The organism is Sphingomonas faeni, assembly GCF_040407505.1.
In the GTDB taxonomy this organism is placed as follows: domain Bacteria; phylum Pseudomonadota; class Alphaproteobacteria; order Sphingomonadales; family Sphingomonadaceae; genus Sphingomonas; species Sphingomonas faeni_E.
On the sequence record NZ_JAPZPQ010000003.1, the window covers coordinates 69,529 to 95,342 of the forward strand.

The window sequence follows — 25,814 nt, forward strand, 5'->3', positions numbered from 1 at the left end:
TGGAAAGGTCGCCACCCCGGCGAAGGCCGGGGCCCAATTGGGGGACGGTGATGACTGCGCGTAGCCCTTCGTTACGACGACCTTGCCAATTGGGCCCCGGCCTCCGCCGGGGGGGTGGTAAAGTGCGACGTGAGATCACGGACAGGCAGGTACGCGTGCGCACTGGAAGATGCCTTACTTGCACTTCGCCGCGCTGCGACCGGCGGCGACCTGCCCCTTCATCGCCGCCGCCATCTTGGCGCCGTAGACGTCGTTCAGCTCGTCATACACCTTGCAGGCATCCGCCGGCTTGTTGAGCTTGGTCAGCGCCTGCCCCAGATACAGCAAGCTATCCGGCGCGCGCTCCCCCTCGGGCATCTTCTTGTAATTGTCGTAGAACGCCATCGACGCGAGGCTCGGCTTGCCTTCGTCGAGATACGACCGGCCGAGCAGGTTCTGCGCGTAGCTGGCGCGCTTGCTCTTCGGATAGTCGGCGACGACCTTCTTCAGCTGGGCCTCCGCCTGCGGGTATTGCTTGGCGGCCCACAGGCGATAGCCGTACATATACTCGTCCTCCGCCGGATCGCCGGTCGAGGGCTTCTCGACCGAGACCTTGGTCGGCGTCGCCGCGCCGGGCTTGCTCGCGGCTTCGGGGCGCGTGGTTGGGCGTGATGGACCACTCGACTGTCCACTCGACTGATCATCGGATTCGATCGGGCCACCAGCCCCCGCCCCCGTCGCGATCGGTGCAGGGCCGGTCTCAAGCGTCTTCAACCGCGCGTCGTTCGAGCGGCGGTAATTGTCGAACGCGTCCTGCAACTGACGGGTGCGGTTCTGGTTCTGCTCGATCTGCTCGGTGAGCGAGGTCATCTGCTGTTCGAGCGACGTGACGCGCTGGTTCACGTCGGCGAGCGCGCTGGTCGCGGGCGAGCCAGGTCCGGGGCCCTGCTCGCTCTGTGGCGCGCGGACTTCAGGCTGGAGCATCTGGCCCGCGCCACCGGGGAACACCTTGCGCTGTACCGCGCGCATTTCGCTTTCGAGCTTGCCGACGCGGCCCTCGACATTTTGTGCCTGTACGGCAGCGGGCAACAGCGCCGCGAGGCAGACGCCGACCAGAATTGACTTACGCATGGGCCACACCCCCCGGTGGATTGGTTAATCGTCCGGGTATAGCTGCACTACCCATCCTGTCGCCAGCCTTAAGACCCTGGCGCCTTAGACCTTGGCGGTCCGCCGCAATCACGGATTGGGCGTTGCCGTAGCGGCAGGCGGCGGGTTGGCGGCCGCGTCGAGGTTGGCGCGCTGGGTTTCGCTCAGTGGGCGACGCGGCGTGCGGGGACGGCTTGCAGTCCGCGGCCGCTCCGGCGAACGCGTTGAAGTCGCTCCGGTCGCGGTTGGCGTGGCCTGAGGCTCGGGCGTGCCGGCGATCCGCGCGGCAATCGCCGGGGCACCCACGGACACGTCCTTGATCGCGCGTTCGCCCGTGCCGAGCGCAGGGGCTGCGGCGCCGTTGAGCGTCACCGCCAGCTTGTCCGCGCGACCGATGTTGATCTTCGGGTCCTTGGCATCCTTCGGCACGTCGAACTTCTCGCCGGGCTTCATCGTGCCAAGGTAGAGCGTCTTGTTGTCAGCATCGTAGACGCGCATCCACACCTCGTCCGAGGCGGTCAGCGTGACCTGCCCGTTGGCCGGCGTGGCAGGCGCAGGGACGGGTTGCGCGGTCTGCGCGGCAGGGTTCGGCGCGGTCTCGGCGACCGGCGTCGTGGGCGAGGCGTTGTTCGAACCGCGGAACATGTCGGTACCGTACCACAGCCCGACCAGCACCAGCACCGCGATCGCGATGCCCAGCGCGACGATCGCCAGCCCGCGCGAGGGCACGCGCGACGGATCGGTCATCTCGTACGGTTCGTATTCGGGCTTCTTGCTGCCGAGCTTGGCGACGTCACTCCGGACGATGTTGGCGATCTGCACCTCGTCGATGCCCATCGCGCGCGCATAGGCACGGCTGAACCCGACCGCGTAGGTCGAGGACGGCAGCGTGGAATAATCGGACGCCTCGATCGCCTCGAGGTGACGCAGCGGCACGCGGGTCCGCGTCGCAATGTCCGCGACAGTCAGGCCCTGCGCCTCGCGCGCCTTGCGGAGAATGTCGCCAGCACGCTCTGGTTGAGCGGGTGCTGCGTTCTGGCCGGTCTCGACCTCGTCCATTCTTATCTCCGAGCGCGGGCGCGTAGCGTTGCCCGCCATGGCACCCGTCTTTCAGAGGCCCTTAGCCGTGTCAACGCACCGAACGTCTTAACCGCAGCTTTCCGCCGATCAGACGATTTCGACGCCGTTCTCGGTTGCCCACGTGGTCAGCGCACCGCGCATGTCGCGCGGCGGGTTGGCCAGCAGTCCTGCCATGTATGCGGTGAGCGCGGCGCGATCGAGCGAGCGCGTCATCGCCTTGATCGGGCCGACCGCGGCGGGGGTGATCGACAACCGCTCGATGCCGAGCCCGATCAGCGCCATCGCCTCCAGCGGACGCCCACCCATCTCACCACAGACCGCGAGGTCGACCGAGGCGTCGCGGACCGGTGCGACCAGTCGCGCGATGAAGCGCAGGATCGACGGGCTGAGCCAGTCGTAGCGCTCGGCGAGCTTCGGATTGGCACGATCGGCGGCGAACAGGAACTGCGTGAGGTCGTTGGTGCCGATCGACAGGAACTCGATTTTCGGCAGCAGGATGTCGAGCATCTCGGCGAGCGCCGGCACTTCGAGCATCGCGCCGTAGCGGATCGCGAGCGGCATCTTCCGCCCGCGCCCTTCGAGCCAGGTCCGCTGCGCCTCGAACAGCGCACGCGCCTCGTCGAACTCCCATGGCTCGCTGACCATCGGGAACATCACGTTGAGCGTGCGACCGGCGGCGGCTTCAAGCAGCGCCCGCGCCTGCACCTTCATCAACCCGTCGCGCTCCAGGCCGAGGCGCAACGCGCGCCAGCCCATCGCCGGATTCTCCTCGTCCGCATCTTCCTTGTTAAGATACGGCAGCGCCTTGTCGCCGCCGATGTCGACGGTGCGGAAGATCACCGGGCGATCGCCCGCCGCGTCGAGCACTTCGCGGTAGAGCCGCTGCTGGCGTTCGCGCTGCGGTAGCGTGGCGGAGACGAGGAACTGGAACTCGGTGCGGAACAGGCCGATGCCGTCGGCTCCAGTGACGTCGAGGGCGGCGACATCGTCACGCAGGCCTGCGTTGACCATCAGGGTCAGGCGGTGGCCGTCCTTGGTGATCGGCGGCACGTCACGCAGTGCAGCAAACGCCGCCTTGCGCTTCTGGCGCATCGCGAGGCGCGCCTCGAACGCTTCCTCCATCGCTGCCGAGGGGCGTGCGAAGACGTTGCTCTCAGCGCTGTCTAGCAACAGCATGTCACCCTCCGCCACGAGGCGGCGGATGTCGCGGACGCGGCCGAGCACGGGTACGCCCATCGCGCGCGCGACGATCGTGACGTGCGCGGTGAGCGAGCCCTCCTCGAGGATCACGCCCTTCAATCGCCGCTTGTCGTATTCGAGCAGTTCGGCCGGACCGAGGTTGCGCGCGATGAGGATGGTGTCCTGGCGCAGGCCCATCTGCGCGGCGGTGCCCATCTGGCCCGAGACGATGCGGAGCAGCCGGTTCGACAGGTCCTCCAGATCGTGCATCCGGTCGGCGAGCAACGGATCGTCGATCTGGCGCATGCGCTGGCGGGTGCGTTGCTGGACGCGCTCGATCGCCGCCTCGGCGGTCAGGCCGGAGTCGATCGCCTCGTTGATCCGGCGCGCCCAGCCCTCGTCATAGGCGAACATCTTGTAGGTCTGGAGCACCTCGACATGCTCGCCGCCGACGCCGAACTCGGCCTCGCGCGTCATCCGGTCGATGCCTTCGCGCATCTTGTCGAACGCCGCATAGACGCGGTGGCGCTCGGCATCGGTGTCCTCGGCGACGGTGTGCTCGATGTGGATGCGCGGCTGGTGATAGACCGCACAGCCCGCGCCCATGCCGTCGACCAGCTTCTGGCCGGGGATGCGCATCGCCGCGGTCGACTGCGGCCGATCCGCGCCGCCGCCGGTGGTGTCGATCAGCCCCGCATTGGCGATCAGTTCGGAAAGCACCATCGCCACCGTCTGCAGCGCCTCGATCTCGACGTCGGCATATTTGCGACGGTCGGTGTGCTGGACGGCCAGGACGCCGACGGAGCGCTCGCGGCGGATGATCGGCACGCCAGCGAAACTGTGGAAACGGTCCTCGCCGGTCTCGGGCTTGTAGGCGAAATCGGGGTGGCTGGCGGCTTCGTCGAGGTTGAGCACCTCGACATCCTCGGCGATCGTGCCGACCAGGCCTTCGCCGAGCGCGAGCTTGGTGACGTGGACGGCGGCCTGGTCGAGGCCGCGGGTCGCGAACAGTTCGAGCACGCCTTCGCGCAACAGGTAGATCGAGCAGACCTCGCTGTCGATCGCGGTGGCGATGATGCCGACGACGGCGTTGAGCTTGGCTTGCGCGGACGTGCGCGACGCCATCACGTCGTGAAGGCTGGTGAGGATTTCGCGGGCGGAGGCGGCGGCCGAAAGGGGCATTCGCGTTGGCTATCAGATGAAACGCTTGGGTGCCACGGGGCAAAAAAGAAGTTCGACGGAAGTGAAGCTATCGCGGAGCGTGGATGCAGCTTCTCGAACTAGCCGAACCTTCCCTTCAATTCGTTGACATGGACAATATCGGATTGCGGAATTTCAACGCCGATCAGGGCGGCGCCAATCTGCTCCGAGGGTATAGGAACCACAGACCGAGATTGTCCAAGGCTGGCGTATTGAGGATCAATGCTGGAGACTAAAGCAAAGCATGCAACGGGTCGAAGCCCAGCCGCGCTAGACGCTGCGTAATCCTCGAAATACCAATTGTCAGCCGAAGCCAAGGAATGAACTTCGGTTATTGTGTCAGCCATCAGAATGCCCCTCTAGGCGTCGAACAAACCATCTTGGCTCCCGGCCGGTGGATTCAGCCCAAGATGCTTCCAACCACCCGCATTAAGGAACCGACCACGCGCGGTCCGCGCGATCAAGCCTAACTGGATCAGGTATGGCTCGATCACTTCCTCGATCGTGTCGCGCGGTTCGCTGAGGCCTGCCGCCAGCGTCTCCACCCCGACGGGGCCGCCGCGGTAGATGTCCGCGATCATCATCAGATAACGGCGATCCATCGCATCGAGCCCAAGCGAATCAACCTCCAGCCGGTTAAGCGCAGCATCCGCCGCGCGCGCGTCGACCGTCTCGTGCCCCGCGACGTTGGCGAAATCGCGCACTCTTCGCAGCAACCGCCCGGCGATGCGCGGCGTGCCGCGGGCCCGTCGCGCGATCTCCATTGCGCCGTCCTTGGCGATGCCCAGTCCGAGCAGTCCCGCCGCTCGCGTGACGACGCGCTCCAATTCCTCGACCGTGTAGAATTGCAGCCGCACCGGGATGCCGAAGCGATCGCGCAGCGGCGTCGTCAGCAAGCCCTGCCGCGTCGTCGCGCCGATCAGCGTGAACCGCGGGAGGTCGATGCGCACCGATCGCGCGCTCGGTCCCTCGCCGATCATCAGGTCGAGCGCACGATCCTCCATCGCCGGGTACAGCACTTCCTCGACCGCGGGCTGCAACCGGTGGATCTCGTCGATGAACAGCACGTCGCCGTCCTCGAGATTGGTCAGCAGCGCGGCGAGATCACCCGACTTGGCGATCACCGGGCCCGAGGTGGCGCGAAACCCCACCCCCATCTCGCGCGCGACGATCTGCGCGAGCGTCGTCTTGCCAAGCCCCGGCGGGCCGAAGAACAGCACGTGATCGAGCGCATCACCGCGCGATTTCGCCGCCTGGATGAAGATGCGCAAATTCTCGCGCGCGGCCTTCTGCCCGACGAATTCGTCAAGCGTCTTCGGGCGCAGCGCGGCGTCGACGTCTTCGGGACGCTTGGCGGCGGTCAGGATGCGGTCTGTATCGGTCACATCCTGCGATAGCGCGCTCGCGGTGAAGGGGGCAAGGCGGCTATGGGTGTGGGATGACCAACGACACCTCGCACCCCGACTTGTATCTGCTGGGCGGAGTCTCGCCCGCGCTGGAGGCGACGCTTGCCGAGCGCTTCACGTTGCACCGTGCGAATCCGCCGACGACGACGCGCGCGATCGTAGGTGGCGGGAGCAGCGTGGTCGATGCGGCGTTGCTCGATCGCCTGCCCGCGCTGGAGATCATTGCCATCAACGGCGTCGGGTATGACGGGATCGACCTCGCCGCGACCAAGGCGCGGGGCATCGCGGTGACGACGACGCCAGACGTGCTGACCGACGATGTCGCAGATCTTGCGATCGGGCTGATGCTGGCGGTGCAGCGGCGGATCGTCGCGAACGATCGTGCGGTGCGGGGCGGCGGGTGGCAGGTCGATCTTGCGCGCCGGGCTAGCGGGCGGAGGATCGGGATCTTCGGGCTGGGGCGGATCGGCAAGGCCATCGCTAGGCGGGCTGCGCCGTTTGCGAGCGAGATCCACTACACCGCACGCTCGGCCAAGCCGGATTTCGAAGGCGTGTTTCATGCCGACATCGCTTCGCTGGCGGCGGCGTGCGACGTGCTGATCATCGCAGCGCCTGGGGGCGAGGCGACGTCGCATATCGTGGATGCGGGTGTTCTCGCGGCGCTTGGCGAGGACGGTATTTTCGTCAACATCGCTCGGGGTAGTCTGGTGGACGAACCGGCACTGGTGGCGGCGCTTCAGGACGGGACGATCGCCGGGGCGGGGCTCGATGTGTTCGCCGACGAACCTGCGGTTCCCGACGCGGTCAAGGCGCTGGATCAGGTTGTCCTGTCACCGCATCAGGGTAGCGCGACCGTGGATGGGCGGGCGGCGATGGCGGCGTTGGTGGTTGCGAACCTCGATGCGCATTTTGCCGGACGACCACTGCCGACTGCACTTTGAGACAGGGACCTTGGGAAACCAAGCCCCCCTTTCCGTTCGCCCTGAGCGACGTCGAAGTGTGTGCCCCAAGAGAAGGTGCTTCGACTTCGCTCAGCACGAACGGAAGGTGGGAACGAGCGGAGGGTTAAGAACGGACTGAACGAGTCCGAAACTAAGACTTCGACGCCTTGCGTAGCGCCAGCCGGACCAGTGCATCGAGCGAAGCGCCCGGTCCTAACTCCTCGTCCGCCGCGGCCACCGCGACACTCGCCTCGTTCGGCCGGAACCCGAGATTGAGCAACGCCGACACCGCATCCGCTGACGCGCCCGGCGCAGCGTTGACTACCGCCGGTCCGAGACCAAGCGCGATGCCGCCGACCTTGTCCTTCAATTCCATCACGATACGCTGGGCGAGCTTGGGTCCGACGCCGTTGGCGCGCGCGACCATCGCTTTGTCGCCACTGGCGATCGCACGGCTCAAATCGACCGGCTCCAGCGCCGACAGGATCGCCAGCGCAACGCGGGCACCGACCCCCTGCACGCCAGTCAGCAACCGGAACCAGTCGCGCTCGTCCGCGCTGGAGAACCCCACGAGCCGCTGGAAATCCTCGCCCACCAGCAATTCGGTGAACACGGTACAAGCCTCACCGATCGGGCCTAAGGCCGACAGCGTGCGCGCCGAGGCGCCGACCAGATAGCCGACGCCGCCGACGTCGATCACGGCATGGTCGATGCCGGTCGAGTCCAGCCGTCCTTTGAGATGCACGATCATTGGATCAGGCGGTAGAACATCGACGGCGCGACGTCATCCCGTCAAAATACCGGCTTCCCGGCTCGATCGACGCGCACGCCGGTCAGGCGTTCGGTTGCGGACGACCCTGCTCGCCCGTCGGACGGTTCTGGACGGGCGCAGCGGCCTTCGCGATTTCGTGCAGCGCCTGGGTCGGCGCGCCGATCACCATCGCGCGGGCACGCAGGCTGGCGCGCAGGAATACGGTGTCGGACGCGATGAAGCGGCGCGGCGTCGTACCGAGAAACGTGCCGGCATCGCGCAGGAAATGCGAGGCGTCGAAATAGCTGCTGTCGATCTTCGAATAGTCCGCCATGCCGTCCGTCCGGATCAGGCTGATGAACGATCGCAGGAACCGCGCGCGCCTCAGCAACAGCTTTGGCGGCATGCCGAAATGGCGCGTCGCCATGCGGCGCAGTTCATGCGTCGGGATGTCGAGGCGGTCGGCGACGTCCTTCATCTCGATCACGCCGTCGGTGACGGTCAATGCGGTGAACGCGCGGATCAAATCCTCGCGCGGGTGCGGGCGGGTGAAAAACGCACCGAACACCGCATCGAGCAACGGCTTGATCATCGTGTCGTCGTCGAGCGCGTCGAGCCCTTCGACCAGCCGCGCGGAGAGGTCCGATCCCAGCGCCGAGCTGAGCGGCACCACTCGGTTGTGGAATTCGCCCGCCGACCGCGCGGTGAGCCGCGACCAGCCCAGCGCGCTGAGGCCGATGCCCACGGCGATCCCGCCATGCGTCTCGGTCCGGAAGGCGCGGCTGGTCGGACCGTAGAAGCTTGCGCGATCGAGCGGGCCGAAGCGATGGTTGCCGACCGACACGGTCAGCGGCCCGGCGTCGACCAGCACGGAGATCATCGCCGGTGCGGGTAGATACCAGTTCAGCATCGGCGCGCGGTCGTTCGAGGCGTAGATCGCATACCCCGTCAAATACTCGGACAGCGTCGGATCGGGCAGATCGTACCGCATCGTCATGCCCGCGGGCATCGCAAACGCCGAGGCCGGAACATTGTTGCTGTTCGTTCCACCTCGTACGTGTTCGACAAGCATCGCGCTGCCCTTAATCTAAATTAAACTTCATGGGCGCGCTGCCACAGCGGTACGGGCTTGGCTATAAAAACTTGATTGATGTGTAATTATAGCGGGTAGGCGCCGATCTCATTCAAAATGAACCAAGTTTTGTCCGAGCGGATATGGCTTGGCCTTAGTTTTGGCGCCCAGCGAACACTGGCGCGCTCGCCTGAATCCTAAGCCAAGCCGACGCCGTTCCGCCTCGCTTTAGTTGGGCATCAACGTAGGTGGTCGATCAGGCACCTACGCCGCTGCGTCGCGCCAGGGCGGCGGCACTGGCAACGTGATGCGCGTGCGTAATCGCGACCGCCAGCGCGTCGGCGGCGTCGGGGCCGGCGAGCTTGGCGCCGGGCAACAACACGGCCATCATCGCCTGGATCTGTTTCTTGTCCGCGCCACCGGTGCCGACGACGCCCTTCTTGACGGTCGAGGGGTGGTATTCGCCGATATGCAGCCCTGCGCCCGCCGCGGCGAGCAGCACGACACCGCGCGCCTGGCCGAGCTTGAGCGTGGACTGCGCGTTGGTGTTGCCTAGCACTTCCTCGACCGCGGCGCCGTCGGGGCGTTCGGTGCGGATGACGTCGATCAGCGCGTTGTAGAGCGCGGTGAGGCGGCGGGGGAGCGCCATCGACGGGTCGGTCTTGATCTGGCCGTTGGCGATATGGCTCAGACGATTGCCGTCGGCGCGGATGACGCCCCAGCCGGTGGTGCCGAGGCCGGGGTCTAGTCCGAGGATAATCACGAGAAGGGAGAAGGTTGGTTCGCGCGGAGACGCGGAGGCGCGGAGGGGGCGCGCTTTTGGCTATCGTCTCGCGTCAGCGGGACTCTCACACCGCTAGGCTGGCCTACCGATATGAGGCCGCTGGCGCGGAGGACGTCGCCGCGAAGCACAACTCTCCGCGTCTCCGCGTCTCCGCGTGAACCAACCTTCTTCATCTCAACCGAGCGTTTCCATGATCTCGTCGGAGATTTCGTAATTGCCCCACACGGTCTGCACGTCGTCGTCGTCGTCGAGCGCGTCGATCAGCTTGAACAGCGTCGCCGCATCGTCCGCACCGACCGCAACCATGACCTGCGGCCGCCAGGCGAGTTTCGCGCCTTCGGCCTCGCCGAGCTTGGCTTCCAGCGCCTTGGCCACCTCGTGCAGGTCGCCCTGCGCGGTCCAGACCTCATGGCCGTCCTCGCTCGACGTGACGTCCTCGGCACCCGCTTCGAGCGCCGCTTCGAACACCGTGTCGGCATCGCCCGCGCTCGCCGGATACGAGATCAGACCGACGCGGTCGAACGCGTGGCTGACCGAACCGCCCGCGCCGAGGTTACCGCCGTTCTTGCCGACCGCGACACGCACGTTGGTCGCGGTGCGGTTGCGGTTGTCGGTCAGCGCCTCGATGATCAGCGACACGCCGCCGGGACCGAAGCCCTCATAGCGGATCTCTTCGTAATTCTCGGCATCGCCGCGGCTAGCCTTGTCGATCGAGCGCTGGATGTTCTCCTTGGGCAACGACGCCGCCTTGGCCGCGTTGACCGCCGCGCGCAGGCGCGGGTTCATGTCGACGTCGGGCAGGCCCATCTTGGCCGCGACCGTGATCTCGCGGCTGAGCTTGCTGAACGCCGACGAGCGCTTCTTGTCCTGCGCGCCCTTGCGGTACATGATATTCTTGTATTTGGAATGGCCTGCCATCGGTGCCTCTTTAGCTGATGGCCCCGCTCTTAGGCGTCAGGCGCAGATTTCGCCAGACCGTCGATTTTCGCTTCGATGGCGTCCAGGCGGGCGAGCACGAGATGATCGATCTTGTGGTGCACGCGCAAAATGTCGAGTTCGGCGCGCAGGTTGGTCTCGTAGTCGAGGCTGGCGGCCAGGCGGTCCTTCGCCGATTGCCGGTTCTGGCTCATCATGATCACCGGCGCCTGGATCGCGGCGACCGTCGACAGTAGCAGGTTGAGGAAGATGTAGGGATACGGATCGAACGCGCGCCCGAAATGCGCGAGGATGTCCGAGTTCAGCAGCATCCAGCCGATCAGCACCGCGCTGAACGTGATGATGAACCCCCACGACCCACCGATCGCCGCGACCCGGTCCGACAGTCGTTCACCGAACGTCGATCGCTCGTCCGAGACGTCGGCAGCGTCGCGACTGACCGTCGTCCCGGCCTCGATGCCGGCGAGGACGCGGCGTTCCTCGTCGTCGAGGTCGCCCGGCGCCTTGCCGAGCAGTCGCTGCGAGAGATCGGCGAGCAGGGATTGTTTCGTAGCCATGTTTTGCGCCCTAGCCCGGAATGCGGATTATGCCAGCGCGCAAAGCCGGGCTTGCGACGCAAGCGACAAAGACTCCTTGCTCCCACACGCCCGCACCTGCCAAACGCGCGACATGACGGTTAGCGTGAATATGGGCACCGACGGCAATGGTACTGCCGTCGGCGTCGACCTGGAGGAACTACTCGCCACCCGCCTGTTGGTGCAGGGCAATTCGGGATCGGGAAAATCGCATCTGCTGCGCCGGCTGCTCGAACGATCGGCGGGGCACGTCCAGCAGATCGTGATCGATCCCGAGGGCGACTTCGTGACGCTCGCGGGGCCGCATGGTCATGTCGTGATCGAGGCGGGCGACTATAGCGAACGCGAGATCGCGCGGATCGCGACGCGGTTGCGCGAACATCGGACGTCCGCGGTGCTGAGCCTTGAGGGGCTTGAGGTCGAAGGCCAGATGCGGTGCGCCGCGTCGTTCCTGTCCGCGCTGTTCGATGCGCCGCGCGAGCATTGGTATCCGGTGCTGGTGGTGGTCGACGAAGCGCAGATGTTCGCGCCGGTGACGGGCGGCGAGGTCTCGGAAGAGGTCCGCCGTGCCTCTTTGGCGGCGATGACCAACCTGATGTGCCGCGGGCGTAAACGCGGTCTCGCCGGCGTGATCGCGACTCAGCGGCTGGCGAAGCTTGCGAAGAACGTCGCGGCGGAAGCGTCGAACTTCCTGATGGGGCGCACCTTCCTCGACATCGACATGGCACGCGCGGCCGATCTGCTCGGCATGGAGCGACGCCAGGCGGAAGCGATTCGCGATCTCCAGCGCGGCACGTTCATGGCGCTCGGCCCCGCGGTGTCGCGGCGTCCGATCACCGTGAAGATCGGCGACGTCGCGACCTCCGCGCGCAGCGGGAGCCCGAAGTTGACCCCCCTCCCCAGCGCTGCGCCGATGGACCTGCAGGACCTGTTGTCCGAGCCGGTGGTCGACGCGCCCGAACTCGGCCTGATGTTCGATTCGCGCCCGCGTCGCGTGCCGGCTGAGGAACTGCTCGACGGCATCGCCCGCCCGCCCGAGCCACGCACCGCGGCGCCGCCGCCGCCCGAGAAGACTGACGACGAGGTCGAGGCGGTCTACGCCGACGTCTTCCGCGCGATCGTCGAGGATCCGGAGTCGACGCTGCGCCCGCCATCGGTGCTGTTCCAGGATTTCCAGGTGCGGTGCCGGATGGGGGGCTTGGCGAAACCACCGCTCGATTTGCCCGGCTTCGTCCGGCGTCTCAGTTGCGCCCGCGCCGGCATCTTCGACATGACCGATGAGGCGTGGACGGCGGCGCTCGATGTGGCGAGCGGGCTGCCCGACGATATGCTCGGCGCGTTCCTTTTGGTGGCCCGCGCGGCACGTGAAGGCGAGCCCTGCCCGTCTGACGCGCGCATCGCAGCGACCTATGGTACGAGTTCGATCGGCCGTGTGAAGCGCCTGATTGGCTACATCGAAAGCCGCGAACTGATCGTGTGCCGGACCGATCTGGCCGGCAAACGCTCGATCACAATCCCAGGGCTGGGCTGGACGACGCTGCCGGCGGAGGCGGCGTAGGTCGTCATCCGCGGATCGGGGTGAACTGCAACGACACGAACTGCCAGTCGCCCTTGATCCGTCGCGCAACGAAGCCGGCCCGCAGCGCGCGCGTCTGCATCTGACCGTCCTTGCCGGGCATGGTGTAGGCGATCCGCATCGTGACGACGCCGATCGTGCCGGCGGGCCGCGCGACGGTTTCGGTGATCGTCATCGGCGGTGCCGCCGATTTCTTGTCGGCTGCGTAGAACCCGATCACGCGCTCGCGGGAATCGACCTCGCCGACCGGAGACACCTCCTGGTATTCGGGCGCCATCATCGCGATCATCGGCGCCTGATCGAACTGGTTGCGGACCCGGACGAACGCCTCGGCCCGCTGACCGAGTTTTTGGGTATCGACCTCAACCGATTGCGCCGCGACGGGAGCACTAACCAACGCCGCCGCCGCAATCCCCAAAAATACCCGCATGCTTGCCCCCGATGCAATGTTGTATAACGGCAATACACCTAAGCTTCGGGTGCAGCAATGACGCTGCCGGTTGCCGAACCTAGAATGCGAACGCGATGGCGAGACCTGCGACGACGCCAACTTGTACCATCGCGATGAGCTGGAGCCGACCGACGAATGGTTGCTTCCGTGTCTTGTGCCGGTAGCGATTGCGCGCCCAGAACGCGCCCGGGCTGCCGCCAAGTGCGGCGAGCCAGAGCAAGCGGGATTCAGGAATCCGCCATTCGCCCGTCAGCGATCGCCGCTTGTCGAGCGCGAACGCGGCGACCGTGATGACGTTGACCAGCACCAGCAAGAGGACGCCCATGACGACAGCAAGCGCAATATTCGGCGCGGTCAACGGTCCTCGCATCGGATGCGCATCTTTACCATGCTGACCTGTGCACGCTCGCCTGCATTCGCGCGCATCTTGACCATGTGGTTTTTCACGCCAATCTGGAATTCCGCCGGCCCGGTGACAGTGCATACCATCCCGTTGGCGACGCTGGCACACGCATCGACATATTGGCGTGCGTTAGTGATGACCGAGTCTTCAGCCGGACCGAGCCCCATCGAAACATAGCTCGATCCACCGAACAGCGCGGTACCCAGGCCGCCGAGCGTCTTCAGCTCCCATGCGGCGTGGCCGTCAGACGGTTTCGCCGTCTTCATACCGAGCTCGGTCGCGATCCGCTGGCAGAAGCTGGCGTTGGCCGCCCCCTCATCCGACTGGGCGGGGGCGGCCATAGTGGCCAGCGCGAGGGCGGCGAGGAAACGGATGTTCATAGCCGGACACTAAGCCGCAACCGATGACAGTTTCGTTAAGCACGTCAAAACCAACGCGTTTGGCCGTCTCACCGCCCTCGTGAAATTCAGATCATCCCCAACGCCTGGAGATACACTTCGAGGATCGCTTCCTCCTCCTGATACTCTTCCTTCTTCTTCTTCCGGATCGACAGGATTTTCCGAATCGCCTTCGGATCGTAACCGCGGCCCTTGGCTTCGGCCATCACGTCCTTGATGTCGTCCGAAATACCCTTCTTCTCTTCTTCGAGACGCTCGGCGCGCTCGATCAGCAGGCGCAGTTCGTCCGCTGCGACCGCGCCGCCGCCCATGCCGTGTTGCCGTTCGTCAGACATCGAAAATTCCCCACTCGCCAGCGCCCGCGCGCCGGTCAAAAGCCAATCAAGATACAAGCCCGCACCGGTGATCGCCGTCCGGAGACGTCCTGAATCATGCCGAATTGGGTGCGGGCCAGCGTCTAGGCGTTTACCGTGTTCGGCTCAAGCGACCCTGCGGGGGATCGTCGCGAATCCATTGCAGCCGTTCTCAGACCACCGCGTTCTTCGCGACGCTCGCCTTCATCCGTTCGAGCTGCTCAGGCGTCGCGTCACCCTGGTGATGCGCCTTCCACTCTGCGTACGGCATCCCGTAGACCGTCTCGCGTGCGGCATCCTTCGACAGACCGCCCGCTTGCTCGACCCAGTCGGACAGGCAGTTGCGGCAAAAACCGGCCAGACCCATCAGGTCGACGTTCTGCGCATCCTCGCGGTGGCGGAGATGACGGATCAGGCGGCGAAAGGCCTGTGCCGCTACGGCATCGTCGAGCGTATCGAGCGAGTCGGTTTCGGGGTTCATTCATGTGCTCCGTGGTTGATCCCGCGGAGATAGGGTTTAAGGCCCGTCGCGGCAAAGACCTCCCCCAGGAATCGCACCGCATGACCCACGCCATTGCTCCCCGTTTGCGGAAAGTCCGCATCCTCGCGACGCTAGGCCCTGCCAGCAGCACGCCCGAGATGATCGCGACGCTCTTCCGCACCGGCGCCGACGCGTTCCGAATCAACATGAGCCACGGCGACCAGCAGTCGAAGATCGCCGTGATCCAGGCGATTCGCGCGCTGGAAAAGGAATATGGTCGTCCGTCGACCATCCTCGCCGATCTCCAGGGGCCGAAGCTGCGCGTCGGCAAGTTCGACGGCGGCCGCACGGTGCTCGAAACCGGCTCGACGTTCGTGCTCGACCGCGACCCGACGCCGGGCGGCGCAACGCGGGTGGAACTGCCGCACGATGAGATATTCGCGGCGATCGAGCCGGGCGCGCGCCTGCTGCTCGACGACGGCAAGCTCGTCCTTCGCGTCGTGTCGCATAGCCCTCGCGAGATCACGACCCGCGTCGAGGTCGGCGGCGCACTGTCGAACAGCAAGGGGCTGAACGTCCCCGACGTGGTGCTGCCGATGGCGGCGCTGACCGAGAAGGATCGCAGCGATCTCGACTTCGCGGTCGACCAGGGCGTCGACTGGATCGCCTTGTCGTTCGTCCAGCGTCCCGAGGATCTGTGGGAAGCGCGGAAACTGATCGGCGGCAAGGCGGCGCTGATGGCAAAGATCGAGAAGCCGGCGGCGATCGAGCGGCTCGAGGAGATCGTCGAGGCCTGCGACGGCGTGATGGTCGCGCGCGGCGATCTCGGCGTCGAACTGCCGCCGCAGCAGGTGCCCCCGCTGCAGAAGCGCATCGTCGAGGTTTCGCGCCGGATGGGCCGCCCGGTGGTGGTCGCGACGCAGATGCTCGAGTCGATGATCACGTCGCCCTCCCCTACGCGGGCGGAAGTGTCGGACGTCGCGACGGCCGTGTATGATGGCGCCGACGCGATCATGCTGTCGGCTGAGAGCGCGGCGGGCGCGTGGCCGGTCGAATCGGTGGCGATGATGGATGCGATCGGCGTGTCGGTCGAGTCCGACCCCGAGCATGGCGACCGGATGCACTTCACCGTGATGAAGCCGGATCCGACGACTGCCGACGCGCTGGCCGAGGCGGCGAAGACGATCGCCGCGACGGTGTCGGCGGTGGCGATCATCTGCTTCACGACCTCGGGCTCGACCGCGCGCCGGATCGCGCGCGAGCGGCCGTCGGTGCCGCTGCTGGTGCTGACGCCGAGCCAGGAGACCGCGCGGCGGCTCGGGCTGCTGTGGGGGACGCATGCCGTGCATACACGCGACGTCGAGTCGTTCGAGGACATGGTGGCGAAGTCGAAGCGGATGGCGCTGCGTCACGGTATGGCGAAGGCCGGCGACCGCGTGATCGTGCTGGCGGGCGTGCCGTTCCGGACGCCTGGGTCGACCAACGTGCTGCATGTGGTGCGGATCGTCGGCGACGAGCTGAAGGGCCACCACTCGCAGCGCTAAGGCGCCGGTACTCCTGACGTCGCCGGTATTTTCCTGTGGGCGACGTCGGCGTTTATTCGACGAGTTCCAACCGCGTGCAGTTCCGGCCGCCAGCCTTGGCGGCATAGAGCGCCGCGTCTGCCTGCTCGATCCAGGTTGCTACCGAGGTCATGTTGGGCGCCAGCACGGCGACACCGAAGCTTGCCGTCACAGTGAGCGTCGCACCGTTCGACAACTGCATCGCGTATCCGGCGATCGATTCGCGCAGGCGCTCGGCAACGATCAGTGCCTCGTCCGCGCCTGTCTCCGGCAGCAGGATACCGAATTCTTCGCCGCCCAATCGGCCGAACACGTCGATCGGCCGAAGCGTGGCTTCGGCAAGTTTGGCGAGCTGGTGCAGCACCTGATCGCCGGTCGTATGGCCATAGGTGTCGTTGACCATTTTGAAATGATCCACGTCGAGCATCACCAGCGTGCTTGGCCGCTCGTAGCGGCGGGACCGCGCCATCTCGCGCTCGGCCTGTTCGACGAACCCGCGGCGGGTAAGCGCGCCGGTCAGGTGATCGACCTGCGCGATCAGCCGCAATTCGAGTTCGTCGCAGACGATGTTCGCGAAATTCGAGAGGATGGCGATGTCGGCAGGGCTGAACCGCCGCGCGCGCGTATCCATCGCGCACAGCGAGCCGACGTTATAACCCTCGGGCGTGCGCAGCGGGATGCCCGCATAGCTTCGGATATGCGGCGGTCCGACGACCATCGGGCTGGCGGCAAAACGTGTATCGAGATGCGCGTCCTCGACGATCAGCGGCTCGCGCTGCTGAATGGTGTGCGTGCAGAACGAGATCGCCCGCGGCGTTTCCTGGTGGTCGAGGCCACGTTGTGCCTTGAACCACTGGCGATCGCGATCGACCAGCGTCACCGTTGCGATCGGCACCGCCAGCACGGTCCGCACCAGCGTCACGATCTTTTCGAACGGCTTCTCCACGGCGGTATCGAGCACATTGAGACGGTGGAGCGCCGCGATCCGCGCATCGTCGTCGTACAGCCGCGTGTCATCCATGAGGGGGTGCCTTCATCATCCCGCGGATCGCGACCGTCAATTCATCGGCATAGCTGTCGACGAGCGTGCGGACGCTCGACTCCACCATGTCCTCCGACAGGCCCGCCGCGCGCAGGCTCGCGACGAGGCTCGCCAGGTGGCTCTGATGACGCAGGACGCTGTCGAGCAGTTCCGCCGGAATATCGAGCGGTTCGGCACCGGTGGGAGTCGGTTGAAGTTCGGTAATGCGCACGATGCGTCCTCTGCGTGACGGGCTGTTCCCGTATAGATCCGACTGGTTAACAGAACCGTCCGCAGACCGGTACGGCACCGAAATTTTTCATCATGTCGACGATGAACCAGTGATCGTGTCGGCCCACCACCACGTCTTCCCGGGAGCATTGCTGTGACGCGGTCGCGGGGGGGGCTAGCGCTCCCCCGGCGAATACGCGATGTCGCTTTCGAGAAAGCACGGGAGCGCGAACGCAATGACTTTACGCGAAAAGATCGGTTGGGGAGCTCTTGCGCTGCTCGCGGCCTGTGCGCTTGCGGTCGTGGCGTTCGAGCGTGGCGAGCATGTCAACGCGCTTTGGATTGTCACCGCCGCCGTCTCGGTCCAACTGATCGCGTATCGGTTCTACGCACGATATATCGCGCGGCATGTGATGCAGCTCGATCCGTCGCGGCCTACCCCGGCGCTGCGCCGCGCGGACGGCCTCGACTACGTCGCGACCGACCGCAACGTCCTGTTCGGGCATCACTTTGCCGCCATCGCCGGTGCAGGGCCGCTCGTCGGGCCGGTGCTTGCCGCGCAGATGGGCTATCTCCCCGGCACGCTCTGGATCCTGGCCGGCGTCGTGCTCGCCGGCGCGGTGCAGGATTTCATGATCCTGTTCATCTCGATGCGGCGCGACGGGCGGTCGCTGGGCGAACTGATCCGCATGGAGATGGGCGCGGTTCCCGGCGTGATCGCGCTGATCGGTGCGTTCGCGATCATGGTCATCATCCTCGCGGTGCTCGCGCTAATCGTGGTGCGCGCGCTCGCGGGCAGTCCATGGGGGCTGTTCACGGTCGCCGCGACGATTCCGCTGGCGTTCCTGATGGGTATCTACACGCGCTGGATCCGGCCCGGAAAGGTCGGCGAAGTCTCCGTTCTCGGCGTCATCGGGCTGCTCGCCGCGATCGTCTATGGCGGTACCGTCGCCGCCTCGCCGACGCTCGCACCGCTGTTCACGCTGACCCCGGTGCAGCTCTGCGTGCTGATGGTCGGTTATGGCGCAGTCGCCTCCGTCCTCCCCGTATGGTTGCTGCTGGCCCCCCGCGATTACCTGTCGACCTTCCTCAAGATCGGCGCGATCGTCGCGCTGGCGATCGGTATCGCGGTCGTCGCGCCACCGCTGCGGATGCCTGCGCTGACCCCGTTCATCGACGGCAGCGGCCCGGTCTGGTCGGGCGGGCTGTTCCCGTTCCTGTTCATCACGATCGCGTGCGGCGCAGTGTCGGGCTTCCACGCGCTGATCGCGAGCGGCACTACACCGAAGCTGATCGCGAGCGAAGGCGACGCGCAGTTCATCGGTTATGGCGCGATGCTGATGGAGAGCTTCGTCGCGATCATGGCGCTGGTCGGCGCGTCGATCCTCGATCCCGGCGTGTATTTCGCGATGAACAGCCCGGCGGCGGTGGTCGGCACCGACTTCGCCTCCGCCGCGACCGAGGTCACCGCGATGGGCTTCCCGATTACGCCCGAATTGCTAGCGCAGACCGCGAAGGACGTCGGCGAGACCACGATCGTCAGCCGCACGGGCGGCGCGCCGACGCTGGCGGTGGCGATGTCGGAGATCTTCAGCCACCTCGTCGGCGGGCAGGCGATGAAGGCGTTCTGGTATCACTTCGCGATCCTGTTCGAGGCGCTGTTCATCCTCACCGCGGTCGATGCGGGCACGCGCGCCGGACGCTTCATGCTGCAGGACCTGATCGGGCTCGCGGTGCCGTCGTTCCGCAATGCCTCGGCGATCGTGCCGGGGCTGATCGCGACCGCGTTGTGTGTCGTTGCCTGGGGCTTCTTCCTGTACCAAGGCGTCACCGATCCGCTTGGCGGGGTGAACACGCTGTGGCCGCTGTTCGGCATCTCGAACCAGATGCTCGCGGCAGTCGCACTGGTACTGGCGACGGTCGTGCTGTTCCGGATGAAACGCCAGCGTTACGCGTGGGTGACGATCTTGCCCGCCGCGTGGCTGTGCCTGTGCACGATCACCGCCGGGCTGATGAAGCTGTTCGCGAGCGATCCCAAGGTCGGTTTCCTTGCGCACGCGTCGAGGTTCGCGGACGCGGCGGCGCGGGGCGAACTGCTCGCGCCCGCCAAGACGATGGCGGAGATGCAGCGGATCGTTCTCAACGACCGGATCGATGCGGGGCTTTGCGCGCTGTTCCTCGCGGTGGTTCTGTCGATCGTGTTCTTCGGGATCCGCACGTGTCTTGCCGCGCTGAAGATCGATCGGCCGACGGTGACCGAAGTCCCGCCGCAACTGGTGGCCGCGGAATGATCCGCGCGCTTTATGCAAAGGCGCGCGAGACCGCGTTGCTGATGGTCGGCGTGCCGTCCTACGCCGCGTATCGGCAGCACATGGCGGAGCGGCATCCGGATCATGCGCCGATGGACGAACGCGCGTTCTTCCGAGATCGGCAGGAGGCGCGGTACGGCAGCAAGGGCGGGGGACGTTGCTGTTGACCGACGTGCTTTCGACCGTCGCGCGACTCCGAGCGGCGACGGCGAGCGATCACGACGCGGTCGATGCGGGGTTCGGTCGCTACGACCTGACCGATGCGGATGATTACCGCGCGTTCCTGATTGCGCACGCCAAAGCATTGCCGGCGGTCGAGGCGTGGCTCGCTGCAATCCCGGGGCTGGCGGCGGTGCGGTCGCGAGAAGCGGCGCTGGCCGAGGATCTTGCCGCGCTAGGTGAGGATATGCCCGCGCCAATGACGTTCGACGTCTCGCCTAGCACGGCCGCCGGTTGGGGCGCGATGTATGTGGTCGAGGGCTCGCGGCTTGGCGGTATCATGCTGTCGCGCTCGGTACCCGACGGGATGCCCTCGGCGTATCTCGGCGCGAAACATCTGTCGGGCGAGTGGCGCGCGTTGCTTGCCGCGATTGACGGCGAGCCGGCCGACGACGCCTGGATCGAGGAGGCCATCGTCGGCGCAAAGGCGGCGTTCGAGCTGTATCGACGCGCCCCGGCCTGATCTCAGCGCAGGAGCTTCGGCGCTTCCTTGCGGATCATGTCCTGCACCTTGCTCGCGAACAGGCCGAGGATGCCGGGCAGGTCGACGACTGCGTGGACGTTGGTCTCGAACACGGTGACCGCACTCGCGATCGTCTGGCCCATCGCCTGGACGGTGAAGTGCAGCGTATCGCCATCCCAGCGCTGCTCAGTCACCGACCCGCCGGGGATCTTGTCGCTGATCTTGCCGATCCCCCCGTCGAGCCGCGCGCGGACCGCGGTCTTGCCGAGCTGATGAGGGACGTCGACGGTGATGGGAGTGCCCATGTCTATTCCTTAAGTCGCGAAAATCATGTCGTCGTTGGCGAACGCCTTGAACTCGAGGGCGTTGCCGCTGGGATCGAGAAAGAACATCGTCGCCTGCTCGCCGGGCTCGCCCTTGAAGCGGATGTACGGTGCGATCCCGAACTGGACGCCGGCGGCGGTGACGCGTTCGGAGAGCGCGGTCCAGTCGTCCATCGTCAGGACGACGCCGAAATGCGGGACCGGGACGGCGTGGCCATCGACCGCGTTCTCGACCGCGACGGGTTTGGCGGCGGGGTCGAGGTGCGCGACGATCTGGTGGCCGAACAGGTCGAAGTCGATCCAGTGGTCGCTGGAGCGGCCTTCGCGGCAGCCGAGAGTGGCAGCGTAGAAGGTGCGGGCTGCGGCGAGGTCGTGGACCGGGAAGGCTAGGTGGAAGGGGCGTAGGGTCATTGGAGGAAGATAGGTCGTGGTGGTGGGTTCGTCGACCCGGAGGATTGCGTGGGGTTTTCCACCTACCGGACGGTGGCCCTCTCTTGTTCTCCCGCGAAGGCGGGAGCCCAGACTGGGCTCCCGCCTTCGCGGGAGAACAAACTTCGATGCGGGGACACCTTCACATACTGCAACACCACCCCGGCGAAGGCCGGGGCCCAATTGGGGGACGTTGCTAACGGAGGCAGCGCGTCGTTACTCCCACCTTTCCAATTGGGCCCCGGCCTTCGCCGGGGTGTTGCTAGACGCCGGGAAGAGCTCCTCATCCCCCCGCCCCATCACACCGAAAACATTGCCCCCCCTTCCCCGCCACGCCATAGCGCGAGCGTGAACCGCTACCCTGCCCTTACCTGCCTCGTCCTTGGTGCGCTTGCCGCGACCGGGTTCGCTCCGCTCGATCTCTGGCCGCTGACGCTGATCGCGTTCGCGCTGTGGATGAAGATCGTCCATGACGCACCGACTCTGCGTGGGGCGCTGTGGCGCGGGTGGGTGTTCGGGGTTGGGCATTTTACCGTGAACAACAACTGGTTCCAGCATGCGTTCGACTTCCAGGATGCGATGCCGCCGGTGCTGGGGTACTTCGCGGCGGTCGGTCTCGCGCTGTACTTGGCGGTGTTCCCGATGTTTGCAGGAGGCCTGGCGTGGCGGATCGCACGACGGCCCGGCACCCCCGACGCGACGTTCGTGTTCGTCTTCGCCGGAGCCTGGATCGCGACCGAGTGGCTGCGCGCGACGCTGTTCACCGGCTATGCGTGGGATCCACTGAGCGTCGTCTGGCTCCCCGCGATCGGTGTCGCGCGGCTGTCCGCGTGGATCGGCACCTATGCGCTGTCGGGTGTGACGATCCTCGCCGCGGGCGCATTGCTGATGCTCGCGGTGCGCCGCTGGACGCTGCCAGCCGTCGCCCTTCCAGCGCTCGGTCTCGCAGCACTGTCCGCGCTCTGGACGAATGCACCGCCACCCGCTCCCGGCACGCCTTTGGTCCGCGTGGTCCAGCCCGATATCGGCCAGGAAGACCGCAGCGAGACCGATGGCGAGCGCGTCCTTACCGCGCTCGAAAAGCTATCTGGCCAAGGCGGCGCCACCCCGCGCCTGGTCGTCTGGCCGGAGGGCGTCGTCCGTGATTACGTCGAGGACGGCTACCCGTTCTACGCCTATGGCTGGTCGAGCCCGCTCTACCTCCGCCGCCGCATGGCGCGGTTGCTGGGCCCGCAAGACATCCTGCTGATCGGCGGCACCGCGCTCGAGTTCAACGCCAAGGACCAGATCTCCGGCGCGGCGAACTCGGTGTTCGCGCTCGATGCGCAGGCGCGGCTGCGTGGCCGTTACGACAAGGCGCACCTCGTGCCATACGGCGAGTATCTCCCGATGCCGTGGCTGCTGAAGCCGCTCGGCCTCGCGCGGCTCGTGCCCGGCGATATCGACTTCACTTCGGGCAAGGGCCCTGCGAACCTTACGCTGCCGGGCTTCGGTTCGATCGGCATGCAGATCTGCTACGAGATCATCTTCTCGGGTGAGGTCGTGGATCGCGCGCACCGCCCCCGCATCCTGTTCAATCCCTCGAACGATGCGTGGTTCGGCAAATGGGGCCCGCCACAGCATCTGGCTCAGGCCCGGATGCGCGCGATCGAGGAAGGGTTGCCGATCCTTCGCGCCACGCCGACCGGTATTTCGGCGATCATCGCTGCCGATGGTCGCCTCGTCGCGACCGTCCCGCACGAGACCGCCGGTGCGATCGAGCAGCCAATGCCGTCCGCGCTGCCGCCTACGCTGTTCTCGCGCGTCGGCAACGCGATGGCGGCGATCGTTGCCCTACTCATGCTCGTTACCGCGGTTGCCCTGCGCCGTCGCCAGCGCTAGGGTCATATAAAGCTTTCCTTATATGACGCTCGCTTCAGAGCATGGCAAAGAGGCCCGCATGCGCAAGTCTTTCCTCTTCACTTCCGAATCGGTCTCCGAAGGCCATCCCGACAAGGTCGCCGACCAGATCAGCGACACGATCGTCGACCTGTTCCTCGCCAAGGATCCCGAGGCTCGCATCGCTTGCGAGACGCTGACGACCACGCAACTCGTCGTCCTCGCTGGTGAAATTCGCGGCAAGGGCATCTACGAGAACGACCAGTGGGCCGATGGCGTGCTGGAAGAGATCGAGGCTGCGGTTCGCAACACGGTCAAGGAAATCGGCTACGCGCAGTCGGGCTTCCACTGGGAGACGTTCCGCTTCGAGAACAACCTCCACGGCCAGTCCGCGCACATCGCGATGGGCGTCGACGAGAGCGGCAACAAGGACGAGGGCGCCGGCGACCAGGGCATCATGTTCGGCTACGCGACCGACGAGACCCCAGGCCTGATGCCCGCGACGCTGTATTACAGCCACAAGATCCTCGCCAAGATGGCCGAAGATCGCCACTCGGGCGCCGCGCCGTTCCTCGAGCCCGACGCCAAGAGCCAAGTCACGCTGTCGTACGAGAACGAAGTGCCGGTCGGCGCGACTGCATTGGTCGTCTCGACGCAGCACGCGCCGGGCTATTGCGAGAAGGGCGACAACGCCGATCCCGCCAAATACGCGGTGCTGCGCGACTATGTCATGGGCGTGTTCAAGGACGTGCTGCCCGACGGCTTCATCACCGACGAGACCGCGATCTACATCAACCCGACCGGCCAGTTCGAGATCGGCGGCCCGGACGGCGACGCCGGTGTGACGGGGCGCAAGATCATCGTCGACACCTACGGCGGCGCGGCCCCGCACGGCGGCGGCGCGTTCTCGGGCAAGGATCCGACGAAGGTCGATCGTTCGGCGGCGTATGTGGCACGGTATCTGGCGAAGAACGTCGTCGCCGCCGGCCTCGCGCGTCGTTGCACGATCCAGCTGAGCTATGCGATCGGAATTGCGGAGCCGCTGTCGGTGTATGTCGACACGCATGGCACGGGTACCGTCGAGGAAGCCAAGCTCGAGGCGGTCCTGCCGAAGCTCGTTCGCCTGACGCCGAAGGGCATTCGCGAGCACCTGAAGCTGAACGCGCCGATCTACAAGAAGACGGCGGCGTATGGGCATTTCGGTCGCGAGCCAGAGGGTGATACGTTCACCTGGGAGAAGACCGATCTGGTCGATGCGCTGAAGGCTGCCGTCGCCTGATAGCGACGCCTTTGGGGTTACGAAAAAGCCTCCCGCGGATCGGTCCGCGGGAGGCTTTTTTGTTTCGGGCTGAGCGTCCGGTCCCTCTCCCCGCTGGGGAGAGGGAGGGAGGAGCCGCTTTGGCGACGGAAGGGTGAGGGGCTTTGGGGAGAGGGTCCGAGCCTCACTCCCCCTCACCCTCCCACCCGGCTTCGCCGTACGGGCCCCTCCCTCTCCCCGAGGGGAGAGGGTTATCAAGGACGTGGCGCGTTCCGCTTGCCAAGCTGCCCTTCGATACGCCACTTCGACAGGCTCAGCAGCTACTCAGGACGAACGAGGGAAATCTGGGCATGCCGCTGCTCCGTCAGGATCTGCCACGCCGTCAGGAACAGCGCCGCAACCAACGGGCCGACGACGATGCCGCTGAGCCCCACGACCTCGATCCCACCCAACGTCGTCACCAGCACGATATAATCCGGAATCCCCGTATCGCGCCCGACCAGGATCGGCCGCAGGATGTTGTCGGCCAAGCCAATCACCACTACGCCCGAGACGATCACGACCACGCCCTGCCAGATTGCGCCCGTCGCCAGCAGATACACTGCAACCGGCACCCACACGATCGCAGGCCCGAGCGCAGGCAGCAGCGACGTCAGCGCCATCAGCAGGCCCCAGAGCAGGGCGGCGGGCACGCCGACGATCCAGAAGGTCAGGCCGCCCAGTGCACCCTGGACGAGCCCGACGATCACCGATCCTTTGATCGTCGCACGCACGACGGCCACGAACTTGTCGACCAGCTTCGCCGCCACCGAATGCTCGAACGGCAGCGCGCGGCGGATCGCGGGGCCGACCTTGTCGCCGTCGCGGAGGAGGAAGAACGTGACGTACAGGCCGACGCCGAACGACAGCAGGAACGCGGCTGCGTTACGGCCGATCGATAGCGCCTGCCCGGCGATCGAGCGGACGCTGTTGCCGAGGATGTTGGACACCCGCGACTGCGCCTGTTCGAAGCTGTTGAGCCCGGCCTTGTCCAGCGCGCCCTGGATCCGGTTCGGCAATGCATCATGGATCTGCTGGAAATACGCGCCGAAGTTTATCTGGCCGCTTTGCAGCTTGGCGTAGACCGAGGCGGACTGGTCTATCATCAGGCTGCCGATGAACAGCGTCGGGATGATCACGGCGACGAAGATGATTAGCAACGTCAGCGCGGCGGCGAGGTTGCGGCGGTCGGGCCAGCGCTTGAGCAGCCACTGGTACAGCGACTGGAACAGGATCGCCGCGAGTGCGCTCCACAACAGCGCCGCCGCGAACGTCGACACGACCACGCACAACGCGATCGTGATCGCCACCAGGAAGGCGATGAAGCCCCCCGTTTCCAGTCGATGCCTGTCGATCATTGCCGTGTCC

Annotated in this window: 28 protein-coding genes; 8 read left to right on the forward strand and 20 right to left on the reverse strand. The window is 66.1% G+C overall.

The genetic code is table 11. From position 1 onward, the window contains the following. Positions 1-174 precede the first annotated feature (174 nt). From O6X71_RS11110 to ruvB, 5 genes are all read right to left on the reverse strand, one after another. Complete coding sequence (locus O6X71_RS11110; RefSeq protein WP_353465943.1) at positions 175-1,110, reverse strand: tetratricopeptide repeat protein; 936 nt, start codon at positions 1,108-1,110, stop codon at positions 175-177. A 108-nt stretch (positions 1,111-1,218) separates the two neighbouring features. After that, positions 1,219-2,187, reverse strand: a complete 969-nt coding sequence (locus tag O6X71_RS11115) for a helix-turn-helix domain-containing protein (RefSeq protein ID WP_353465944.1) — start codon at positions 2,185-2,187, stop codon at positions 1,219-1,221. 108 nt (positions 2,188-2,295) lie between these two features. Continuing rightward, on the reverse strand, positions 2,296-4,569 hold the full coding sequence (gene ptsP, locus O6X71_RS11120; RefSeq protein ID WP_353465945.1) for a phosphoenolpyruvate--protein phosphotransferase: 2,274 nt from the start codon (positions 4,567-4,569) through the stop codon (positions 2,296-2,298). Between the two features lie 98 nt (positions 4,570-4,667). Beyond that, entirely contained in the window at positions 4,668-4,934 is a 267-nt protein-coding gene (locus O6X71_RS11125) for a hypothetical protein (RefSeq protein WP_353465946.1), read from the reverse strand. A 12-nt stretch (positions 4,935-4,946) separates the two neighbouring features. Next, positions 4,947-5,972 carry a Holliday junction branch migration DNA helicase RuvB gene (ruvB, locus tag O6X71_RS11130; RefSeq protein ID WP_056061260.1) on the reverse strand — a complete coding sequence of 342 codons (1,026 nt, stop codon included), beginning with the start codon at positions 5,970-5,972 and terminating at the stop codon, positions 4,947-4,949. Between the two features lie 53 nt (positions 5,973-6,025). On the opposite strand from ruvB, the gene O6X71_RS11135 reads away from it, so the two are divergent. Beyond that, the gene (locus tag O6X71_RS11135) at positions 6,026-6,934 is read left to right on the forward strand and encodes a 2-hydroxyacid dehydrogenase (protein ID WP_353465947.1); all 909 of its coding nucleotides are present in this window, start codon (positions 6,026-6,028) and stop codon (positions 6,932-6,934) included. A 151-nt stretch (positions 6,935-7,085) separates the two neighbouring features. Here O6X71_RS11135 and ruvA read toward each other — a convergent pair whose 3' ends face one another. The 5 genes from ruvA to O6X71_RS11160 form a co-directional block, all read right to left on the reverse strand. Further along, positions 7,086-7,685, reverse strand: a complete 600-nt coding sequence (gene ruvA / locus O6X71_RS11140; protein WP_107963179.1) for a Holliday junction branch migration protein RuvA — start codon at positions 7,683-7,685, stop codon at positions 7,086-7,088. An 82-nt stretch (positions 7,686-7,767) separates the two neighbouring features. Further along, positions 7,768-8,682 carry a hypothetical protein gene (locus O6X71_RS11145; protein WP_353465948.1) on the reverse strand — a complete coding sequence of 305 codons (915 nt, stop codon included), beginning with the start codon at positions 8,680-8,682 and terminating at the stop codon, positions 7,768-7,770. Positions 8,683-9,013: 331 nt separating this feature from the next. Continuing rightward, positions 9,014-9,520: a crossover junction endodeoxyribonuclease RuvC gene (gene ruvC, locus O6X71_RS11150; RefSeq protein ID WP_056484899.1), complete on the reverse strand. Its 507-nt coding sequence runs from the start codon at positions 9,518-9,520 to the stop codon at positions 9,014-9,016. Between the two features lie 195 nt (positions 9,521-9,715). After that, a complete protein-coding gene (locus O6X71_RS11155) occupies positions 9,716-10,459 on the reverse strand; it encodes a YebC/PmpR family DNA-binding transcriptional regulator (RefSeq protein ID WP_056051712.1) in 744 nt (247 codons plus the stop codon). A gap of 29 nt (positions 10,460-10,488) precedes the next feature. After that, positions 10,489-11,034 (reverse strand): DUF1003 domain-containing protein, encoded by a 546-nt coding sequence (locus O6X71_RS11160; protein WP_353465949.1) that lies wholly within the window; start codon positions 11,032-11,034, stop codon positions 10,489-10,491. A 112-nt stretch (positions 11,035-11,146) separates the two neighbouring features. Here O6X71_RS11160 and O6X71_RS11165 point away from each other — a divergent pair, with 112 nt between their 5' ends. Then, positions 11,147-12,610 carry an ATP-binding protein gene (locus tag O6X71_RS11165; protein WP_121904341.1) on the forward strand — a complete coding sequence of 488 codons (1,464 nt, stop codon included), beginning with the start codon at positions 11,147-11,149 and terminating at the stop codon, positions 12,608-12,610. Positions 12,611-12,614: 4 nt separating this feature from the next. Here O6X71_RS11165 and O6X71_RS11170 read toward each other — a convergent pair whose 3' ends face one another. From O6X71_RS11170 to O6X71_RS11190, 5 genes are all read right to left on the reverse strand, one after another. Next, positions 12,615-13,058, reverse strand: a complete 444-nt coding sequence (locus tag O6X71_RS11170; protein WP_353465950.1) for a nuclear transport factor 2 family protein — start codon at positions 13,056-13,058, stop codon at positions 12,615-12,617. Positions 13,059-13,137: 79 nt separating this feature from the next. Then, positions 13,138-13,437, reverse strand: a complete 300-nt coding sequence (locus O6X71_RS11175; protein WP_353465951.1) for a DUF1294 domain-containing protein — start codon at positions 13,435-13,437, stop codon at positions 13,138-13,140. Further along, positions 13,434-13,862: a hypothetical protein gene (locus O6X71_RS11180; RefSeq protein WP_353465952.1), complete on the reverse strand. Its 429-nt coding sequence runs from the start codon at positions 13,860-13,862 to the stop codon at positions 13,434-13,436. Before O6X71_RS11180 ends, O6X71_RS11175 begins: the two co-directional genes overlap by 4 nt. A gap of 86 nt (positions 13,863-13,948) precedes the next feature. Then, complete coding sequence (locus O6X71_RS11185; RefSeq protein ID WP_197942503.1) at positions 13,949-14,191, reverse strand: DUF2312 domain-containing protein; 243 nt, start codon at positions 14,189-14,191, stop codon at positions 13,949-13,951. Between the two features lie 214 nt (positions 14,192-14,405). Continuing rightward, positions 14,406-14,714: a DUF1244 domain-containing protein gene (locus tag O6X71_RS11190; protein WP_107951876.1), complete on the reverse strand. Its 309-nt coding sequence runs from the start codon at positions 14,712-14,714 to the stop codon at positions 14,406-14,408. 80 nt (positions 14,715-14,794) lie between these two features. Between O6X71_RS11190 and pyk the strand changes: the two genes are divergently transcribed. Next, positions 14,795-16,258 (forward strand): pyruvate kinase, encoded by a 1,464-nt coding sequence (gene pyk, locus O6X71_RS11195; RefSeq protein WP_353465953.1) that lies wholly within the window; start codon positions 14,795-14,797, stop codon positions 16,256-16,258. Between the two features lie 52 nt (positions 16,259-16,310). Here the strand turns inward: pyk and O6X71_RS11200 are convergent, their stop codons facing one another. Together O6X71_RS11200 and O6X71_RS11205 are read right to left on the reverse strand one after the other, a co-directional pair. Then, positions 16,311-17,297: a GGDEF domain-containing protein gene (locus O6X71_RS11200; RefSeq protein ID WP_353465954.1), complete on the reverse strand. Its 987-nt coding sequence runs from the start codon at positions 17,295-17,297 to the stop codon at positions 16,311-16,313. Then, on the reverse strand, positions 17,290-17,529 hold the full coding sequence (locus O6X71_RS11205; protein ID WP_353465955.1) for a hypothetical protein: 240 nt from the start codon (positions 17,527-17,529) through the stop codon (positions 17,290-17,292). Before O6X71_RS11205 ends, O6X71_RS11200 begins: the two co-directional genes overlap by 8 nt. Before the next feature lie 235 nt (positions 17,530-17,764). On the opposite strand from O6X71_RS11205, the gene O6X71_RS11210 reads away from it, so the two are divergent. From O6X71_RS11210 to O6X71_RS11220, 3 genes are read left to right on the forward strand one after another with little or no spacing between them, the layout of a single operon-like run. Next, positions 17,765-19,819 carry a carbon starvation CstA family protein gene (locus O6X71_RS11210; protein ID WP_353465956.1) on the forward strand — a complete coding sequence of 685 codons (2,055 nt, stop codon included), beginning with the start codon at positions 17,765-17,767 and terminating at the stop codon, positions 19,817-19,819. Then, positions 19,816-20,004, forward strand: a complete 189-nt coding sequence (locus O6X71_RS11215) for a YbdD/YjiX family protein (protein WP_056061299.1) — start codon at positions 19,816-19,818, stop codon at positions 20,002-20,004. The genes O6X71_RS11210 and O6X71_RS11215 overlap by 4 nt, the downstream gene beginning before the upstream one ends. Positions 20,005-20,009: 5 nt before the next feature. Continuing rightward, complete coding sequence (locus O6X71_RS11220; RefSeq protein WP_353466235.1) at positions 20,010-20,519, forward strand: biliverdin-producing heme oxygenase; 510 nt, start codon at positions 20,010-20,012, stop codon at positions 20,517-20,519. A gap of 2 nt (positions 20,520-20,521) precedes the next feature. Here O6X71_RS11220 and O6X71_RS11225 read toward each other — a convergent pair whose 3' ends face one another. Beyond that, positions 20,522-20,824 carry a polyhydroxyalkanoic acid system family protein gene (locus O6X71_RS11225; protein ID WP_120299527.1) on the reverse strand — a complete coding sequence of 101 codons (303 nt, stop codon included), beginning with the start codon at positions 20,822-20,824 and terminating at the stop codon, positions 20,522-20,524. 9 nt (positions 20,825-20,833) lie between these two features. Further along, positions 20,834-21,253 (reverse strand): VOC family protein, encoded by a 420-nt coding sequence (locus tag O6X71_RS11230; protein ID WP_353465957.1) that lies wholly within the window; start codon positions 21,251-21,253, stop codon positions 20,834-20,836. Positions 21,254-21,619: 366 nt separating this feature from the next. Between O6X71_RS11230 and lnt the strand changes: the two genes are divergently transcribed. Then, the gene (lnt, locus tag O6X71_RS11235; protein ID WP_353465958.1) at positions 21,620-23,152 is read left to right on the forward strand and encodes an apolipoprotein N-acyltransferase; all 1,533 of its coding nucleotides are present in this window, start codon (positions 21,620-21,622) and stop codon (positions 23,150-23,152) included. A gap of 58 nt (positions 23,153-23,210) precedes the next feature. Then, positions 23,211-24,428 (forward strand): methionine adenosyltransferase, encoded by a 1,218-nt coding sequence (metK, locus tag O6X71_RS11240; protein ID WP_353465959.1) that lies wholly within the window; start codon positions 23,211-23,213, stop codon positions 24,426-24,428. Between the two features lie 299 nt (positions 24,429-24,727). Here metK and O6X71_RS11245 read toward each other — a convergent pair whose 3' ends face one another. Then, positions 24,728-25,804 (reverse strand): AI-2E family transporter, encoded by a 1,077-nt coding sequence (locus O6X71_RS11245; RefSeq protein ID WP_353465960.1) that lies wholly within the window; start codon positions 25,802-25,804, stop codon positions 24,728-24,730. Between the last annotated feature and the right edge of the window lie 10 nt (positions 25,805-25,814).

Bases quoted from the DNA above. Each gene is read 5' to 3' on its own strand.
- O6X71_RS11110 (WP_353465943.1), bottom strand. From the start codon at position 1,110: ATGCGTAAGTCAATTCTGGTCGGCGTCTGCCTCGCGGCGCTGTTGCCC.
- O6X71_RS11115 (WP_353465944.1), bottom strand. From the start codon at position 2,187: ATGGACGAGGTCGAGACCGGCCAGAACGCAGCACCCGCTCAACCAGAG.
- ptsP (WP_353465945.1), bottom strand. From the start codon at position 4,569: ATGCCCCTTTCGGCCGCCGCCTCCGCCCGCGAAATCCTCACCAGCCTT.
- O6X71_RS11125 (WP_353465946.1), bottom strand. From the start codon at position 4,934: ATGGCTGACACAATAACCGAAGTTCATTCCTTGGCTTCGGCTGACAAT.
- O6X71_RS11135 (WP_353465947.1), top strand. From the start codon at position 6,026: ATGACCAACGACACCTCGCACCCCGACTTGTATCTGCTGGGCGGAGTC.
- ruvA (WP_107963179.1), bottom strand. From the start codon at position 7,685: ATGATCGTGCATCTCAAAGGACGGCTGGACTCGACCGGCATCGACCAT.
- O6X71_RS11145 (WP_353465948.1), bottom strand. From the start codon at position 8,682: ATGACGATGCGGTACGATCTGCCCGATCCGACGCTGTCCGAGTATTTG.
- O6X71_RS11155 (WP_056051712.1), bottom strand. From the start codon at position 10,459: ATGGCAGGCCATTCCAAATACAAGAATATCATGTACCGCAAGGGCGCG.
- O6X71_RS11160 (WP_353465949.1), bottom strand. From the start codon at position 11,034: ATGGCTACGAAACAATCCCTGCTCGCCGATCTCTCGCAGCGACTGCTC.
- O6X71_RS11165 (WP_121904341.1), top strand. From the start codon at position 11,147: ATGACGGTTAGCGTGAATATGGGCACCGACGGCAATGGTACTGCCGTC.
- O6X71_RS11170 (WP_353465950.1), bottom strand. From the start codon at position 13,058: ATGCGGGTATTTTTGGGGATTGCGGCGGCGGCGTTGGTTAGTGCTCCC.
- O6X71_RS11180 (WP_353465952.1), bottom strand. From the start codon at position 13,862: ATGAACATCCGTTTCCTCGCCGCCCTCGCGCTGGCCACTATGGCCGCC.
- O6X71_RS11185 (WP_197942503.1), bottom strand. From the start codon at position 14,191: ATGGGCGGCGGCGCGGTCGCAGCGGACGAACTGCGCCTGCTGATCGAG.
- O6X71_RS11190 (WP_107951876.1), bottom strand. From the start codon at position 14,714: ATGAACCCCGAAACCGACTCGCTCGATACGCTCGACGATGCCGTAGCG.
- pyk (WP_353465953.1), top strand. From the start codon at position 14,795: ATGACCCACGCCATTGCTCCCCGTTTGCGGAAAGTCCGCATCCTCGCG.
- O6X71_RS11200 (WP_353465954.1), bottom strand. From the start codon at position 17,297: ATGGATGACACGCGGCTGTACGACGACGATGCGCGGATCGCGGCGCTC.
- O6X71_RS11210 (WP_353465956.1), top strand. From the start codon at position 17,765: ATGACTTTACGCGAAAAGATCGGTTGGGGAGCTCTTGCGCTGCTCGCG.
- O6X71_RS11215 (WP_056061299.1), top strand. From the start codon at position 19,816: ATGATCCGCGCGCTTTATGCAAAGGCGCGCGAGACCGCGTTGCTGATG.
- O6X71_RS11225 (WP_120299527.1), bottom strand. From the start codon at position 20,824: ATGGGCACTCCCATCACCGTCGACGTCCCTCATCAGCTCGGCAAGACC.
- O6X71_RS11230 (WP_353465957.1), bottom strand. From the start codon at position 21,253: ATGACCCTACGCCCCTTCCACCTAGCCTTCCCGGTCCACGACCTCGCC.
- metK (WP_353465959.1), top strand. From the start codon at position 23,211: ATGCGCAAGTCTTTCCTCTTCACTTCCGAATCGGTCTCCGAAGGCCAT.
- O6X71_RS11245 (WP_353465960.1), bottom strand. From the start codon at position 25,804: ATGATCGACAGGCATCGACTGGAAACGGGGGGCTTCATCGCCTTCCTG.